We start from the raw sequence: 16141 nt of genomic DNA, 5'->3' as shown, positions 1-16141 counted from the left end.
GGTGATGCCGGAGACAACAGTGGGCCGGGGGCGACCGCCGGTTCGAACGCGGGGACGTACCGGTCTGCCGGTAGGACGCGGGGCAGGGCGACTGCTGCTGGTCCCCGCCGTCGTGGCGGCCCTGGTCGGCGCGGCCGGTTGCGGTGACCTGGCGGCGCGGGACGAGCAGCGGGAGGACACCCAGAGCTTCCCGTTCTCCGGCCCGAAGCTGACCATCGACAACAGCCTCGCCGACCTGCGCCTGGTGGCCGGTACGAGCGACGCGGTCGAGGTGGAGCGCTCGCTCACCGGCAAGGCCGCCACCGGGAAGAACGCGACCTGGTCACTGACCGACGGCACCCTGAAGTTGTCGATCACCTGTAGTGGCCTGGTCCTGAACTGCGGTGGGCGGCACATCGTCAAGGTGCCGCCGGGGGTCACCGTGGACGTGCGCAGCGATGCACCGGTACGGGCCGTGGCAATCCCCGGTGAGCTGACGGTCAAGGTGACGGACAACTGGATCCGGGTCGAGGACCCCTCCGGCAAGCTGCGGTTGACGGGCTCCGGAGCGAACATCACGGTCACCGGATCACGGTCGGCGGAGGTCGCCGCCGAGGCGACGGATGGCGGCATCGACCTGTCGTTCGCCGCCGCGCCGACCCGGGTCGAGGCCCGGTCCAGCACCGGGCCGGTCAAGGTCACCCTTCCGGCGGGGGCCGAGACCTATCGGGTCACCACCTCCAGCGACACCGGCACGGCGAAGTCGGCCGTGCCCAACGACCCGGCGAGCCCCCGGGTGATCAACGCGATAGCCGAGAACGGCAACGCCACGGTACGGAAAGCCGGATAGGGAGCAGAAACGTGCAACTGGAACTGATCGATGTCGTGAAGGTGTATCGAGGGCAGAAGCGCGCCATCGACGGGCTGACGCTCCAGATCGGCAGCGGACTGCTGGGCCTGCTCGGGCCCAACGGGGCGGGTAAGTCCTCCCTGCTGCGGATCGCTGCGACGGTGACCCGACCGAGCAGCGGAAAGGTCCTGTTCAACGGCGAAGACGTGGTGGCCAGACCCGACCCGCTCCGGCAGACCCTGGGCTACCTCCCGCAGGACTTCGGTGTCTATCCCCATCTGTCGGCTCGGGAGTTCCTGTCCTACCTGGCGGCGGTCAAGGGCCTGTCGGCCCGGTCCGCCCGGAGCCGCATCGACGAACTGTTGGAACTGGTCAACCTGACCGAGGCGGCCAAGCGCCCGCTCGGCGGGTATTCCGGTGGGATGCTGCGTCGGGTCGGCATCGCCCAGGCACTGTTGGCCGACCCTCGGGTGATCATCGTCGACGAACCGACCGCCGGGCTGGACCCGGAGGAGCGGGTGCGGTTCCGCAACCTGCTCAGCGATCTGGCGGCGGACCGGATCGTACTGCTCTCCACACACATCGTCTCCGACATCGAGTCGGTGTCCAACGACATCGCGATCATGGCGCAGGGGCGGCTACGGCGACGGGGCACCCCGGAGGAACTGCTGGGCACGATGACCGGGCAGGTCTGGGAGACGGTGGTCGGTCCGGCCGAGGCGGCCCAGCTCCAGGCCCGGTACGTCATCAGCCGCACCGTACGGACCACCGCCGGCGTACGGGTCCGGCTGCTGTCCAGCGGACCGCCCACTGCGGACGCGATCGCCGTGCCACCGGACCTGGAGGACGTCTACCTCGGTGTGGTCCCCGGGCCCGGTGCGCGGACCGGCGAACTGCCGGCGGTGCCCCGATGAGGCTCGGTGTACTCGGCGCGCTCGCCATTGCCGACTTCCGCGAGCGGGTACGCCGTCCGGCGTACCTGGCGATCCTGGTGTCGGCGATCGGCCTGGGCTACCTGGCGGCGCCGGCTGTGGACGGACGCTGGGTGATCCTGAACGCCGGCAACTTCCGAGGCGTCTACGACAGCGCCTACGTCGGTACGGTCACCGCGCTCGCCGGCATGCTCTGGCTCACCCTGGGCGGGTTCTACGTCGTACGCAACGCCGTCGCCCGCGACGAGCAGACCCGGGTCGGCCAACTGCTCGCCGCGACGCCGCTGCGGATGGCCACCTACCTGGCCGGGAAGTGGCTCAGCAACCTGCTGGTCTTCGGCTCGATGCTGCTTGCGTTGGCCGGTACGGCGCTGGTGATGCAGATGCTGCGCGGTGAGTCCCGGGCCGTCGATCCGGTCGCGTTGGTGTTGCCGTTCGTGCTGATCGCGCTGCCGGTCCTGGCGGTGGCCGCCGCTGCGGCGGTGTTCTTCGAGACGGTCCGGCCGCTGCGTGGCGGCTTCGGCAACGTCGTCTGGTTCTTCGGGTGGCTGGTCTTCGTCTTTGTGGGGCAGGGCTCCGACGCCCTCTTCGGCGGACTTGGCATCGGCGAGATCCGGGAGTCGATGCGGGCCGACATCGTGGCGCAACATGGCGGCCGGGCTAATGGCGAGTTCGCCCTGGGACTGATGTACCTGGACCATCCGCTGCGGACGTTCGAATGGTCCGGGCTGGACCTCTCCGCCGGCTTCGTCGGGGGGCGGATCGTGTTCATCCTCTTCGCGGTCGTGCTGGCGATGCTGGGGGCACTGTGGTTCGGCCGGTTCGACCCGGCCCGGGGGCGGCTGCGAGTCCGGCCCGGTGCCGGGGCCGTGCCGCCCGGTTTGGTGGTCGCGTCGCCCGGGACTGCGCCCGTGCCGCCCGGGTTGGTGGCCGCGTCGCCCGGGACAGCGGTGCCGAGGCGACCGGCTGCCTACGGCGGGCTGCCGCGTGGCGAGGTCCGGCGTGGGGCCACCTTCGGTCGGCTGTGCGCCGGCGAACTGCGCATCCTCGCCCGGGGCGGGTCCCGCTGGTGGTGGCTCGGGGTCGCGGCGCTGACCGTCGTCAGCCTCCTGGTGCCGGTCACCGTGGCCGCCACCCCGCTACTGCTCCTGGTCTGGGTCTGGCCGATTCTGGTCTGGTCCCGACTCGGCACCCAACGGCACGAGAACGGGGTCGCCCCACTGCTCGGTGCGTACCCCCTCGCCCACCGCCGGTTCCTCGCCGAATGGGCGGCCGGGGTCGGGTTCACCGCGCTGGTCGGGCTCGGACCGGTGCTGCGGTTGGCGATGGCCGCTGACTGGCCGGGCGTGGCGGCCTGGGCCGGCGGGGCGGTCTTCATTCCGTCGCTCGCGCTGGTGCTGGGGCTGGTCAGCCGGACCAGCCGGTTCTTCCAGGCGATCTACCTTCCGCTCTGGTTCCTGCTGGTGAACGGCGTCGCCGCCGTCGACTACCTGGGCGCGGTACGGGTCGACGGGCAGCCGGCCGGGCCGTCCCCGCTGCTGGTCGGAGGAGTTTCGCTGGTCCTGCTCACGGTGGGCTTCGCCGTCGAGACGGCCCGACAGGCCAGGAGATGAGCGGCGCGGGCGGCCACGTCGCTGGGACGCCCAGCTCGCCGTCGAACGCGCCGGGACGGGCACGGGCACGGGCGCAACGAATCGCGAGAGATCAGCGAAAATGGAACGGTGAGACTCTCGCCAGAGGCAGGGGTGCCGGCCCGAGCAGCAGAGGTGTCGGCCCGAGCAGCAGAGGTGCCGGCCCGAGCAGCAGAGGTGCCGGCCCGGGAAGCGGAGGTGTCGGCCCGGGAAGCGGAGGTGCTGGCCCTGTTGGGCGAACGATGCACCAACGCCGAGATCGCCCAACGGTTGTTCATCTCCGTCCGTACCGTGGAAAGCCACGTCTCGTCGTTGCTGCGCAAGTACGGCGTGGCCAGCCGCCGTGCCCTGGCGGCCCACGCGGCGACCGTGGTGGTAGCGCCGACGACACCCCGCCCCGACGGCGGCATCGTCGGTCTGCCCCTGCCCCGGAGCGCCTTCGTCGGTCGACTACCGGAGCGGGAGTCACTGTCGGGGGCGCTCGCTGAGGCCCGGCTGGTCACCTTGGTGGGACCGGGCGGGGTGGGCAAGACCCGCCTCGCGGTCGAACTGGTCGCCGAGATCGCGCCGCGGTTCGCCGATGGTGGCGCCTTCGTCGACCTGGTGCCGGTACGGGACCACTTCGTCGCGCCAGCGGTGGCCGCCGTGCTCGGGGTTACACCCGCACCGAGCCAACCCCTGATCGAGGCGATCAAGAGTGAACTCGGCCCGAGGCGGTCACTGCTGGTGATGGACAACTGCGAGCACCTGCTGGACGCGGTAGCGGCGTTCGCCGAGGAGATCCTGTCCGGATGCCCCGGTGTGACGGTGCTGGCGACCAGCCGGGAGCGGTTGGCGGTGCCAGGGGAGCGGGTGATAGGCGTGTTGCCGCTGGCGGAGCCCGAGGCCCGCGCGCTCTTCGACGAGCGGGCCCGGGCCGCCGGGGCGGTGCTCTCCGGTGACCCGGCAGCCGTCGGCGAGCTGTGTACCGGGTTGGACAACATGCCCCTCGCGATCGAGATCGCCGCTGCGCGGAGCGTCTCGCTCGGGCCCGCCGGACTACTCGCTGCCTTTACCGACCCCCTGCGGATGCTCTCCGGTGCCCGGGGTGTCGATCCCCGGCACGGGTCCCTACGGGCCGTCCTGAGCTGGAGCTGCGAGCTGCTGGAGCAGACCGAGAAGTCACTGTTCCGGCGGCTGTCCATCTTCGCCGGTGGCTTCGACCTGGAGTCGGCGATGCGGGTGTCCGGGTTGCGTGACCTGGCGGAGACCGCGGACCTGCTCGGCCGGCTGGTGGACAAGAGTCTGGTGACCCACGATCGAGGTCCGAACCGTTGGCGGTTGCTCGGCACGGTCCGGGCGTACGCGCGGGAGCATCTCGCTGTCGATCCGGACCGTGGGGACGTCTTCGGCCGTTACCTCGACTGGGCCGCTTCGACAGCGGTAGAGCTGGTCGAGCGGCTGACCGACCGGTGGCGCGACGACTACGACCTGGTCGCCGACGACCTGCACGCAGCACTGCTCGGCTACGTCGGCGGCAGCGGCCCCGTGCCGCACCAACTGGCGCGGGCGCTTGGCCGGTTGACGTACGCCCGACGGTTCCTGGCAGCCGCACTGGGTTACTACCGGCGAGCCGCCGCCCTGGCACCGGATGCGGCAACGGCGGCCCAGGACCTACGGAGCGCGGCCGACTGCGCCCTGATCGGCACCGAACCGGGCGAGCGGGTGGTGGAACTGCTGCTCGCCTGCGCCGACCGCGCCGGGGAAGGCGGTGACGGCAACACCCGGGCGATCGCCCTGAGCCGGGTGGTCGAGCTGGTCAACCGATTCGAGGGCCGCATCGCCAGCGACATGTCGCACGAGCGGCTGACAGGTCTGCTCGACCGGGCACAGGCCGCTGGGGACGAGACGGACCCTGAGGTCGCGGCCGCGGTGGCCATCGCCCGGGTCTGGCACGCCAACGGTCGGCGGTTCTGCCCGGAACCCAAGCTGGCGGTCGTCGCCGAGCAGGCGGCGCGGCGCAGCGGCGACCCGGTGCTGATGAGCGCGGCTCTGGATGCTCTGGGCGGGGTTGCGGCCCGGGCCGGTCGGGCGAGTGAGGCGCGGCGGATCGGCACCCAACGCTTCGCCCTGCTGGACCGGCTCGACCGTACCGACCCACGCGCGGCACCGGAGATCGAGGACACCTTCCACGTCGCGGCCACCGTGGCGTTTCGGACCGGTGACCTGCCCGGTGCCCTCGACGTCGCGTGGCGGATGGTCGACGACGACCTACTCGGCAACCGTTCCTACCGTTCCGTCGGCACGCTGGTGCCGGCGCTGGTGCTCAGTGGCGAGTTGGGTGAGTCGTTGTCGCAGGCGGAAGCGATGTGGGACGGCTGGCAGCGGGTCGGGCGACCGCCGACCGGGGACGTGGTCGGGGCTGCCGCCTTCGCCATGCTCGCGTGCGGACTCCAGGGCGACCGGGCCGGCCTGCTGCGGTGGCAGGAGCGGTTGATTGGGAGCACCCGTGCGGCGGGCATCGACGTCGCACGTCTCGCCTCGGTGGCGTTCGCCGAGTGCCGGATCGCCATTCACCTCGGCGACTTCACCAACGCCGTACAACTGGTCGAACAGAGCTTCGCCGACTTCCCCGGGTTCCGCTACGAGACGTACGCCCGAGCCGTCGGCGCGGAGTTGGCGGTCGCGGCCGGGCTGCCGGACGCGGCTCGGTGGCTGGTCAGGGCCGAGGAGACGATCAACGACAACGCCTGGGCCATTGCCTGCCTGGGTCGGGCCCGGGGCCGGTTGACCCGGGACTCCCACGCCCTCGAAGCGGCGTCGACCGACTGGGAGCGCCTCGGTGCCCGCATCGAGTACGCCTGCACCCTGGGGCTGCTGCCCGGACACGAGGTCGAAGCCCAGGCCCGGTTGGCGGCGCTGGGCCTGGTGACGCTGGGCCACTGAGCGGCGTCGGTGGCCGGCTCCGACGGCGCTGCCGGGCACCCGCTCCCGCATCTCCCAGCCGGGTGACGGCGCGGCGGCTGCCAGCCGCCCCGACCATTGCCGGGGGCGAAGCTCGTGAGTGGAAAACCCCTCGTGAGTGGAAAACCCCGAGTGGAATCCGTGTCCGGTTCCGTGCTGAGCACGGATGTACCGACCGGCGGCGTGGCGGAGCCTGATGAGGACAGCGGCGCTGGCCGACGCGCCGCCCCAGGCAAGGAGTAGCGGACATGAGCATCCGTACGCAGACCGACGTGCAGACCGATGTGCAGACCTATCGCGTCTACCTGAAGGCCACCCCGGAGCAGGTCTGGACCGCCCTGACCACGTCCGACTGGACCAGGCGCTACGGGTATGCCGGTCGGATCGACATCGACGTCCGGCCCGGCGGGGCCTACCGGGGCTACGCCAGTGAGGCCATGGTCGGCCCGGGCGTCAGCATCGTCATCGTCGAGGGCGAGATCGTCGAGGCCGAGCCCGCCACACGCCTGGCGATGACCTGGCGGATGACTGCGGACCCGGCCATGGCGGCCGAGCCGGCCACGCGACTGACCTACGACATCAGCCAGGACGAGCGCGGGCTGACCGTCCTCACCGTCACCCACGACGTCACCGATGCGCCGCAGACCGCCGCGTTGGTCAGCGGCGCCATCGCCGGGACTGGTGGGGGTTGGTCGTACGTCCTCAGTGACCTGAAGTCGTTGCTGGAGACGGGCACCGGCCTCGCCAGCTGAACCGGGTCAGCCCCCACTCGGCGCGCTACCCACCTGGTTGGCGCGCTACCCACGTGGTAGCGCGCCGCCCACCTGGTGGGCGTGCCAACCGCACGACATGCAACTGGCCGGGCCTTCGCCAGCCAGTCCATCATCGAATCGAGAGCCGAGGCCAAATCCAATGGCAGTACAGAAACGAAGCCTGCTTGTCGCCGGCACGGCCGCAGCGCTGGCGGTGTCCCTGTTCCCGCCGGCGGCGGCCGGGGCAGCGCAGCCGGTACGGCAGACCGCCCAGACCGACCAGACCGGACGGCCCGTGCACCCGGACTGGCGAGCTGCCTGGACCGCTTCGATGCACCACCCGTTCGCCGGGTTCGGGACTCCCAACTGGTCACCCGCCGGCTTCGCCGACCAGACCCTGCGGCAGGTGGTCCGGGTCGGTGTCGGCGGTTCATCGACGCGGGTGCGGTTGTCCAACCGCTTCGGTGACCGCCCGATCCGGGTGACCGGCGCGACGGTCGGCCGGGCCGGCGTCGGGGCGGCCGTCCAGCCGGGCAGCCTACGCCCGCTGACCTTCCACCGGTCGGCATCGGTGACCATCCCCGCTGGTGCCGAGATCGTTTCCGACGCGGCGTCGCTGTCGACACGGGCGCTGGACTCGCTGGCGGTGACGTTGTACTTCGCCGATGCCACCGGTCCGGCGACCCTCCACGAGAACGCGAACGCCACCGCCTATCGGGCTTCCGGTGACCGGCGATCCGTGACCGGGGCCGGCGCGTTCGACCAGACCAGCCAGTCCTGGTACTTCCTGACCGGGGTGGAGACCACCGGTCGACCGGCACGGGACAACGGGGTGGTGGTGGCGTTCGGGGACTCGATCACCGATGGGTACGGCACCACGCCGGACGCCGACAACCGCTATCCGGACGAGTTGGCTGAGCGGTTGTCGACCGGTCGTCGACCGCTGAGCGTGGTCAACGCCGGGATCGGTGGCAACAAGCTGCTCGCCGACTCGACCTGTTTCGGTGCGGCGGGCGTGTCCCGGTTCGACCGGGACGTCCTCGATCAGCCGGGCGTACGGGCGGTGGTCGTCCTCGCCGGGGTCAACGACATCATCGGGGGCGGCTATCCCGACTTCGGCTGCGGGTCCTCCGGCGTGGTGAGCGCTGAGCAGCTCATCGACGGGCACCGGCGGCTGATCCGCACCGCCCGCGCTCGTGGTGTCCGGATCGTCGGTGCCACCATGCTGCCGATCAAGGGTGGGGTCGGCGACGACACCCCGACCAACGAGGACGGGGTTCCCGGTCGGGAGGCGGTCCGGGACGCGGTGAACCAGTGGATTCGGACCAGTGGCGAATACGACGCCGTGGCAGATCTGGACCGCGCACTCGCCGATCCGGAAGACCGGGACGCGCTCCGGCCTGCCTACGACTCGGGTGATCACCTGCATCCCAACGACGCTGGTGCGGCTGCGATCGCGGCGATCGTCGCGCCGTTGGTCGGTGGGAACGGCCCATGTCCCGACCGGTCGGAGTCGCTCCGAGGCTGAGCTGCCGCCGGCCGTGCCGCCCCTGACGTCAGGGGCGGCACGGCCTCGTGCGACCTGCCGTCAGGGCTCGCGTAGCGCGACGGTGAGTTCCTCGGCGATCAGGTTGATCTGCCAGTTCCGGGCACCGTAGCCGCCGAGCGTCTCGGCGACGCTCTCCGGCGTGATCTCCAAAGGCGGGAGCCAGGCCAGTCGGCGTACCGAGTCCGGGGTGATCAGGTTTTCCGGGGGCAGGGTGTGCTCGGCGGCGAGCCGGGTCACCACCTCCCGGCACCGGGCCAGTCGGGCCGCCGCCACCGGATCGCGTTCCGCCCACCGGTGGGGTGGGGGCGGTCCGTCGATCGGCGGGCTGACCGGCAGCGCGGAGTCCGGCAGCCGGCGGGCCTCGTTCAGCGCCTCCAGCCAGGTCCGGGCGAGCCGACGTACTGATCGACCGCCGAAACCGGGCAGGGTGAGCAGGGTGTGCTCGTCCTTCGGGTCCAACTCGGCGGCGGCGATGATCGCGGCGTCCGGCAGTACCCGCCCCGGGGCCGAGTCGCGTCGCGCGGCGATCGCGTCCCGGGCGTACCACATGGCCCGGACCCGGGCCTGGGCACGCGCGCCCCGGACCCGGTGGATGCCGGAGGTACGCCGCCACGGGTCCGGCCGGAGTCGGGGTGGCTGGGCGCCCCACCGGATCAACGCGGCGAACTCCTCGGCGGCCCAGCCCTCCTTGCCCTGTCGGGCCAACTCGACGGCGAGTGCGTCCCGTAGGTCAGTGAGCATCTCCACGTCGAGGGCGGCGTAGGTCAACCAGGACTCGGGCAGCGGTCGGCTCGACCAGTCGGCCGCACTGTGGTGCTTCTCCAGGGTGAAACCGAGTAACTGTTCGGTCAGGGCGGCCAGTCCGACCCGCTCGAATCCGGCTAGCCGGGCGGCCAGTTCCGTGTCGAAGAGGCGGCGTGGTCGAAGACCCAGCTCGGCCAGGCAGGGCAGATCCTGGCTGGCCGCGTGCAGCACCCACTCGGCATCGGCGTCGGCGATGGCCTGGTCGAGGGAGCTGAGATCGGCCAGCGGCAGCGGGTCGATCAGCGCGGTACCGGAACCGGCCCGCCGGAGCTGGACCAGATAGGCACGTTGGCTGTAACGGTATCCAGAGGCACGTTCGGCATCGATGGCGACGGGGCCGGTGCCCGCGGTGATGCGGGCTACTACATCGGCCAGCTCACCCGGGGTCTCCACCGGGTCAGGCGTGCCGTCACGAGGGGCGAGGAGCGGGACGGGCCCGCCAGGCGTTGGGTCGTGCCCCACGGTCTCGGGCTCCGGCGCGGAGGCCGGCAGGCTGTGCGGCTCGTCCCCTGCTCGGCGTTGCGCGGCCCGACGGCGCAGGGGTGGTTCGTCGGTCACCTGACAACCCTAGTGTGCGCCACTGACCCCCTCGTGCAGCCGGGCCGGCGCGTCGGGTGGCGCGCTCGGTAACGAGCGGTCCCGGCCCTCGTGTCAACGGCTCGCCGAGCAGGTCGCCGAGCGGCTCGCAAGGTCGGACATCGGGGAAGACAAAGACAGATGGTGCGGGTACGGTGCCTCGTGCTACAGGTCCCTCTGGGCGGGTTGTCCAGCGGTGCGATCGTAGAAACCAATGACTACGGGAGGCGTCCATTCATGACCTCTGGGTACGAGCCGTACACGGGGCAGCCCGGAACACCGAATCCCGGTACGCCGCAGGCAGCCGACGGCCCGCCGCCGAGCGCATCGCATCCCGCCATGCCGGGACAGCCGGTGGCGTCGGGCCAGCCGTCGATGCCGGTGCCGCGCCCCGGTGACGACGGGCACGCCCAGGTGCGGCCGGGCCCGATGCCGCCGCGGATGGCACCGCCCCAGCCGATGACCACCGGCGTTCCAGGGACCCGACCGGTGGCAGCCGTGCCTGGTCACCAGCCCGGCGTCCCCACCCCGCCCCCACCGGGAGCCGGCTGGCCGGGGTACCAACCGTCCGTACCGTCCGCGGGACCGGTCGTCCCACCACCGCAGTCGGGTGCCGCAACGGTCGCTTCCGCGCCGCATTCGGCTGGCGCCCCGCCCGCCGCTGCCCCGTACTCGGGTGCCGTGCCGGCCGTGTCCGCAGCGCCGCAGAGTTCTCCGCCCGGTCTGCCGGGCTTTGGCGGGACGACCGGTGTGCCACCGCAGTCCGGTCCGGTGGGCGTCGGGATGTCGGGCGGTCCGCCCGTCTTCCCCGCACCCGCCGGAACCTCGCCCGGCTCGGGGCGTCGCCCAGCGTGGCCCGGGGTGACCGCACTGGTGCTGGTCTTCGTCCTGCTGGTGGTGGCCGGCGTCCAGGCCTTCCAGATCTACCAGCTCTCCGACCAGCTCGACAAGGCCGACCGGAAGCAGGCCCAGGCGCAGGCTGGTGACACCCAGCGGCTCGACGGCCTGGAGGGGCGGACCGAGGTCCTGGAGAAGCACGCCGGCAACATCTTCAACCCGGAGGCGATCGCTGCCGCGGTGCTGCCGAGTGTCTTCCGGGTCCGGGCCGGCCAGTTCACCGGCACCGCCTTCGCGGTAGGCCAGCCGACCGCCAACGGCGGCGCGAACCTCTTCACCAACTTCCACGTCGTCGAGTCGGTATGGAACAGCGGCGGCCGAGAGGTCTTCCTGGAGCGTACGGACCAGCGGTATCCCGCCACGATCGTGGACGTCGACAAGGAGAACGACGTCGCCCACCTGAGGACCGACGCCAAGTTCACCGGGCTGGTGACGGCGCAGGCGGCGGTGAAGTCCGGTCAGCAGATCGTGGTGGTCGGTGCCCCGCTCGGCCTTGAGGACAGCGTGACCAGCGGTGTGGTCAGTGCCACCCGCAAGGACGGCAACAGCTCGGTGATCCAGTTCGACGCGCCGATCAACCCGGGTAACTCCGGTGGCCCGGTGATCAACGGATCGAAGGAGGTGGTTGGTATCGCCACCGCCAAGGCCCGCAATGCCGAGGGCATCGGCCTGGCCGTACCCATCAAGATCGCCTGCGACAAGTTCCGAATCTGCTGACCCACCAGTCGGGTGGGCCTTCCCATCCCGGCGACCCCAGGACCACTGCGGCGTGCCGCCTTCACTGGAGGAACAAGATGTCCTACCCACCGCCCGGGTACGGCGGCACCACGCCGCCGGGCAACCCCTCGCAGCCGGGCACACCCGGCGGCCAGGGGTACCCGCCCCCCAACGCCGGCTCGGTCTACGGCGCACCGGCCTCCGGCGCACCGGCCCCGGGGACGCCGGCCCCCACGGCACCGATGCCGGCCTACCACCAGACCGCCTACCCGCCGGCGGAGAATCCGGGCGCTCCCGCCTCGGGCGGTTACCCCGGGACGGCCGGTCCGGTCTCCACGCCCCCGTTCGGCGGTGGGCCGGTCTCCAGCCCGCCAGTCCCCAGCCAGCAGACCTACCCGACCGGCCAGGCCTCGGCGCCACCGTTCGGCCAGCCGATGTCCGGCCCGCCCACCTCGTACGGCACCCCGGCTTCGGGCGCGGGTGGTGGGGGCGCGGGTCGGAAGGTCCTCGTCCTGGCGATCGTCGCCGGGCTGCTCTTCGTGATCGGTGGCGTCATGACTGGCCTCTTCGTGGCCAAGTCGAACGAGCTGAGCCGCACCGAGAAGCAGTTGACCGCCCAGGTCGCCGACCGGGACGGCAAGATCGACTTGAACACCAAGGAGATCGAGAAGCTCAAGCAGGACCTGCAGACCGCCAACGACAAGGTCAAGAGCGTCGAGCAGGACCTGACCGGCACCAAGAACGACCGGGACGAGCAGGCACGGCAGAAGCAGGTCATCGGTAAGTGCCTCAACCAGCTGACCGCTGCCCTCAGTGCGGCGGCGGCCAACAACAAGGCCGCCTACGACCAGGCGATGAAGGGCCTCAACACGATCTGCAACGAGGCGGAGAAGTACCTCTAACCGAGTCCGTTCGTACCGAGGGCCGTCCTGTTTCGCGGGGCGGCCCTCGGCCTTTCTGCCGCCGGCCCGGTTGCCTACCTGACATCGCCTACCTGCCACCGTTGGCCGCATGCCGGTCGTCGGGCCGACGGGTGCCGGTTGTTGTGCAGGTCGGGCGTTCGGGGCGTGCCGGTTGTTGTTGCAGATCGGGTGTCCGGGGCGTGCCGGTTGTTGACCCGGTCGGGCCCGCGTCAGTGGGTGCCGATGGAGCGCGTTTCGGGCAGCGCGGTGATCCCGGGTGGCGGCAGACCGGCGGTGGAGGCCAGCAGCGCGCACCAGGCCAGCAGATGGCCACCGAGGTCGTCGTCCAACGGTGTCCAGGATGCCCGGATCTCGATGTCGCCGGCCGGGGGTGGCCCGGCCAGATCGCCGAACCGCGTCGACATCGTCTGGGTGACCGTGCCGCCGACCGCCTGATAGCTGGCGTCCTGCGCGTCGAGCGCATCGGTCAACCAGGCCCAGCCCACGGTCGGGAGCAGCGGATCGGCGGCCAGGTCGACCTCCAGGTCGGCGGTCACGTAGGTGACCATCCGCAGGGTGCCCTGCCAGCCCTCGTGGCCCGCCGGATCGTGAAGCAGGATGAGCCGGCCCGTGGCCACCTCTTCGCCGTCGCGCAGCACCGTCGCGCTCAGCGCGAAGGCGTACGGTGCCAGTCGCTTCGGAGCACCCACCTCTTCGAGCACGATCTCCGGGCGGGGTGCCACGCTCCGTAACCCGGCCACCGCACGGGCGAAGGTCTCGGGAAGCACGGTCGGGGGCACCATGTCCGCAGCCTAAGCCGACTGTCGGTGAGGTGGCGGATCGCCGCGCCGGCCGACCTGCGCCACAACCCTCGGACGGGCGTCACAAAAGCCGGCGGTGCCCGTCGCGCCGATCTGATCACGTGGCACGATGGCGCCGATGACCAACATGTTTACCGGCCCGGCCGCCCAGGGCGGAGAAGCGTCACCGGGCGGACCCTCAGATTCACCGTTCGTGCGGGCCTGTCGGCGCGAGCCGGTTCCCCACACGCCCGTCTGGTTCATGCGGCAGGCCGGCCGGTCGTTGCCGGAGTACCGCGAGATCCGTGCCGGTATCCCGATGTTGGAGTCGTGCCGCCGGCCGGATCTGGTGTGCGAGATCACGATGCAGCCGGTACGCCGGCACGGCGTGGACGCGGCCATCCTCTTCAGCGACATCGTCGTACCGGTGGCAGCGGCCGGAATCGATCTGGACATCGTGCCTGGAACCGGCCCGGTGATAGCCGAACCGGTACGCACCGCCGCCGACGTGGAGCGCCTCCGGCCGATCACCATCGCCGATGTCTCCTTTGTGGACGAAGCGATCCGGCTGCTCGTCGCCGAACTCGGGGACACCCCGTTGATCGGCTTCGCGGGTGCGCCGTTCACGCTGGCGAGCTACCTGGTCGAGGGCGGCCCCTCGCGTACCCACGCCCGGACCAAGGCTCTGATGTACGGCGCGCCGGAGGTCTGGCACGCCCTCTGCGCCCGACTGGCCGAGATCACCACCGAGTTCCTCCGGGTGCAGGTCCGGGCGGGTGTCTCTGCGGTCCAGCTCTTCGACTCCTGGGCCGGTGCCCTCTCCGAGGCCGACTACCGTCGCTACGTGCTGCCGCACTCCACCGCCGTGCTGACCGGGTTGGCCGACACCGGCGTGCCCCGCATCCACTTCGGGGTGGGCACCGCCGAACTGCTCGGCGCGATGGGGGAGGCCGGCGCGGACGTGGTCGGCGTCGACTGGCGTACGCCGTTGGACGCGGCCACCGTACGGATCGGCCCGGACAAGGCGGTCCAGGGCAACCTGGACCCGTGCCTGCTGTTCGCGCCGTGGCCGGTGATCGAGGCCGAGGTGCGGCGCATCCTGATCGAGGGACAGGCCGCCCCGGGGCACGTGTTCAACCTCGGACACGGGGTACTCCCCGAGACCGACCCCGAGGTGCTGACCCGTGTGGTCGACCTGGTGCACCGGGTCACCACCCGGGGATGACCCGGCACACCGCTGGCCAGCTCCACTGACAAGGGCCATTGGTCCCGGGCCGCCAATGTCACAACCGCGTGCCCGGGTGCGGAGCCGGACATCGGACCTGACAGGCTGGTGAGCATGCGGACACCGTCCAGGATCGCAGTGGTGGGTGGCGGTATCACCGGGTTGGCCGCCGCGCTTCGGCTGCGCGACCACGCGCCCACCGGAACCCGGATCACCATCTACGAGCAGTCCGGTGCGCTCGGCGGCAAGCTGCGCACCGGTTCGTTGGCCGGGTCACCGGTCGAGACCGGCGCAGAGGCGTTCCTGATGCGGGACCCGACCGGCGCGGACTCGGCGGTGGTCACCCTGGCCCGTCGACTCGGGCTGGCGGACGCGCTGGTGCACCCGACGACCGGACAGGCCGGACTGCTGATCGACGGGGAGCTCAAGCCCGTACCCGGGGGCACCCTGGTCGGCGTACCCGGGGATCTGGCGAAGGTGGCCACGGTCGCCCGGCCGGCGGCGGACCGGGACCTCGACGAGGGTCGGCCGTTGCTCGGCCCGGACGAGGACCTGTCCGTCGGTGAGCTGGTCCGGCAGCGGTTGGGCGACGAGGTGGTCGACCGGCTGGTCGACCCGATGCTGGGCGGGGTGTACGCCGGGCGGGCCGACAGCCTGTCGCTGGCCGCGACCATGCCCGCCCTGGCCCGCGCCGCGCGCACCGAGCACACCCTGACCGGGGCGGTACGGGCGGCGCAGGCCGCTGCCCCCCGCCCCACCGGCGCTCCGGTCTTCGCCACCGTGGCCGGCGGCCTGAGCCGACTGGTCGCCGCTGCCGTCGACGCGTTCGAGGCACAGGACACCGGCGACGGGGTCGACACGCAGATCCGGCTGGACGCGGCGGTACGTGAACTCGCCCCCACCCCGGAGGGCGGCTGGCGGCTGGTGGTCGGCCCGACCCGCGACCCGGAGTTGGTCGAGGTCGACGCGGTGGTGCTCGCCCTGCCGGCCCGCCCGGCCGGTCGCCTGCTCGCCGGGGTCGACGTTCGGGTGGCGGCCCTGGTCGGCGGGCTCGACTACGCCAGCGTCGGGCTGGTAGCCATGGCCCTGCCGGCGACGCCGCTGCCGGGGCTCTCCGGCTTCCTGGTGCCGGCCACCGAAGGCACCCTGATCAAGGCAGCCACCTTCTTCACCACCAAGTGGGCGCACCTGAGCCGGCCGGACGGCATGATCCTGGTCCGTGCCTCGATCGGCCGCTACGGCGAGGAGCACCTGCTCCAACGCGCCGACGACGAGCTGGTCGCCGAGGTGCACGCGGAACTGTCGACGATCGTGGCCCGGGCGCTCGGTTCCGCCGGTTCGCCGGCCGCCGGGGCCGGACTGCCCGCGCCGGTCGCCGCCCATGTGCAACGGTGGGGCGGCGCGTTGCCGCAGTACCCGCCGGGACACCCGGACCGGGTGGCCGCCGCGCGGGCCACCCTGCGGACGGACCACCCCACGCTCACCCTGGCCGGTGCCGGCTACGACGGCGTGGGCATCCCGATCTGCGTGCGCTCCGGCGAGACAGCGGCCGACGAGATCATCAAAGCCTTGGAAGGATGAGAG

The 16141-nt window shown here is 71.7% G+C and carries 12 protein-coding genes; 10 read left to right on the top strand and 2 right to left on the bottom strand.

Translation table 11 applies throughout. From position 1 onward, the window contains the following. The first annotated feature begins 4 nt into the window (after nt 1-4). The 6 genes from FHR38_RS04910 (at nt 5) to FHR38_RS04885 (ending at nt 8615) form a co-directional block, all read left to right on the top strand. Nucleotides 5-829, top strand: coding sequence for a DUF4097 family beta strand repeat-containing protein (locus tag FHR38_RS04910; protein ID WP_184533148.1), 825 nt, complete (start codon nt 5-7; stop codon nt 827-829). An 11-nt stretch (nt 830-840) separates the two neighbouring features. After that, nucleotides 841-1743, top strand: coding sequence for an ATP-binding cassette domain-containing protein (locus FHR38_RS04905; RefSeq protein ID WP_312881842.1), 903 nt, complete (start codon nt 841-843; stop codon nt 1741-1743). Continuing rightward, entirely contained in the window at nt 1740-3374 is a 1635-nt protein-coding gene (locus FHR38_RS04900; RefSeq protein WP_184533146.1) for a flagellar basal body L-ring protein FlgH, read from the top strand. The genes FHR38_RS04905 and FHR38_RS04900 overlap by 4 nt, the downstream gene beginning before the upstream one ends. Nucleotides 3375-3482: 108 nt before the next feature. Then, entirely contained in the window at nt 3483-6317 is a 2835-nt protein-coding gene (locus FHR38_RS04895) for an ATP-binding protein (protein WP_184533144.1), read from the top strand. A gap of 266 nt (nt 6318-6583) precedes the next feature. Next, nucleotides 6584-7087: an SRPBCC domain-containing protein gene (locus FHR38_RS04890; RefSeq protein WP_184533142.1), complete on the top strand. Its 504-nt coding sequence runs from the start codon at nt 6584-6586 to the stop codon at nt 7085-7087. A 160-nt stretch (nt 7088-7247) separates the two neighbouring features. Beyond that, entirely contained in the window at nt 7248-8615 is a 1368-nt protein-coding gene (locus FHR38_RS04885) for an SGNH/GDSL hydrolase family protein (RefSeq protein WP_184533140.1), read from the top strand. Between the two features lie 60 nt (nt 8616-8675). Here FHR38_RS04885 and FHR38_RS04880 read toward each other — a convergent pair whose 3' ends face one another. Beyond that, complete coding sequence (locus FHR38_RS04880; protein ID WP_184533138.1) at nt 8676-9998, bottom strand: ribonuclease D; 1323 nt, start codon at nt 9996-9998, stop codon at nt 8676-8678. Between the two features lie 477 nt (nt 9999-10475). On the opposite strand from FHR38_RS04880, the gene FHR38_RS04875 reads away from it, so the two are divergent. Beyond that, entirely contained in the window at nt 10476-11630 is a 1155-nt protein-coding gene (locus FHR38_RS04875; protein WP_446685684.1) for a S1C family serine protease, read from the top strand. A gap of 77 nt (nt 11631-11707) precedes the next feature. Further along, the gene (locus FHR38_RS04870; protein ID WP_184533136.1) at nt 11708-12532 is read left to right on the top strand and encodes a hypothetical protein; all 825 of its coding nucleotides are present in this window, start codon (nt 11708-11710) and stop codon (nt 12530-12532) included. A gap of 230 nt (nt 12533-12762) precedes the next feature. Here the strand turns inward: FHR38_RS04870 and FHR38_RS04865 are convergent, their stop codons facing one another. Beyond that, nucleotides 12763-13335: a DUF3000 domain-containing protein gene (locus FHR38_RS04865; protein WP_184533134.1), complete on the bottom strand. Its 573-nt coding sequence runs from the start codon at nt 13333-13335 to the stop codon at nt 12763-12765. Between the two features lie 136 nt (nt 13336-13471). Between FHR38_RS04865 and hemE the strand changes: the two genes are divergently transcribed. Beyond that, nucleotides 13472-14557 (top strand): uroporphyrinogen decarboxylase, encoded by a 1086-nt coding sequence (hemE, locus tag FHR38_RS04860; protein ID WP_376771380.1) that lies wholly within the window; start codon nt 13472-13474, stop codon nt 14555-14557. A gap of 114 nt (nt 14558-14671) precedes the next feature. Then, a complete protein-coding gene (hemG, locus tag FHR38_RS04855; protein ID WP_184533130.1) occupies nt 14672-16138 on the top strand; it encodes a protoporphyrinogen oxidase in 1467 nt (488 codons plus the stop codon). The last annotated feature ends 3 nt before the right edge of the window (nt 16139-16141 follow it).

The organism is Micromonospora polyrhachis, from assembly GCF_014203835.1.
Lineage (GTDB): Bacteria > Actinomycetota > Actinomycetes > Mycobacteriales > Micromonosporaceae > Micromonospora_H > Micromonospora_H polyrhachis.
The sequence above is the reverse complement of the archived record's forward strand: the minus strand, read 5'-3'. Positions and strand labels throughout refer to the sequence as shown.

What these genes read in the sequence shown, in the direction of transcription:
- FHR38_RS04910 (WP_184533148.1), top strand. Translation starts at nt 5, where the DNA reads ATGCCGGAGACAACAGTGGGCCGGGGGCGACCGCCGGTTCGAACGCGG.
- FHR38_RS04900 (WP_184533146.1), top strand. Translation starts at nt 1,740, where the DNA reads ATGAGGCTCGGTGTACTCGGCGCGCTCGCCATTGCCGACTTCCGCGAG.
- FHR38_RS04875 (WP_446685684.1), top strand. Translation starts at nt 10,476, where the DNA reads ATGACCACCGGCGTTCCAGGGACCCGACCGGTGGCAGCCGTGCCTGGT.
- hemG (WP_184533130.1), top strand. Translation starts at nt 14,672, where the DNA reads ATGCGGACACCGTCCAGGATCGCAGTGGTGGGTGGCGGTATCACCGGG.
- hemE (WP_376771380.1), top strand. Translation starts at nt 13,472, where the DNA reads ATGACCAACATGTTTACCGGCCCGGCCGCCCAGGGCGGAGAAGCGTCA.
- FHR38_RS04865 (WP_184533134.1), bottom strand. Translation starts at nt 13,335, where the DNA reads ATGGTGCCCCCGACCGTGCTTCCCGAGACCTTCGCCCGTGCGGTGGCC.
- FHR38_RS04870 (WP_184533136.1), top strand. Translation starts at nt 11,708, where the DNA reads ATGTCCTACCCACCGCCCGGGTACGGCGGCACCACGCCGCCGGGCAAC.
- FHR38_RS04890 (WP_184533142.1), top strand. Translation starts at nt 6,584, where the DNA reads ATGAGCATCCGTACGCAGACCGACGTGCAGACCGATGTGCAGACCTAT.
- FHR38_RS04885 (WP_184533140.1), top strand. Translation starts at nt 7,248, where the DNA reads ATGGCAGTACAGAAACGAAGCCTGCTTGTCGCCGGCACGGCCGCAGCG.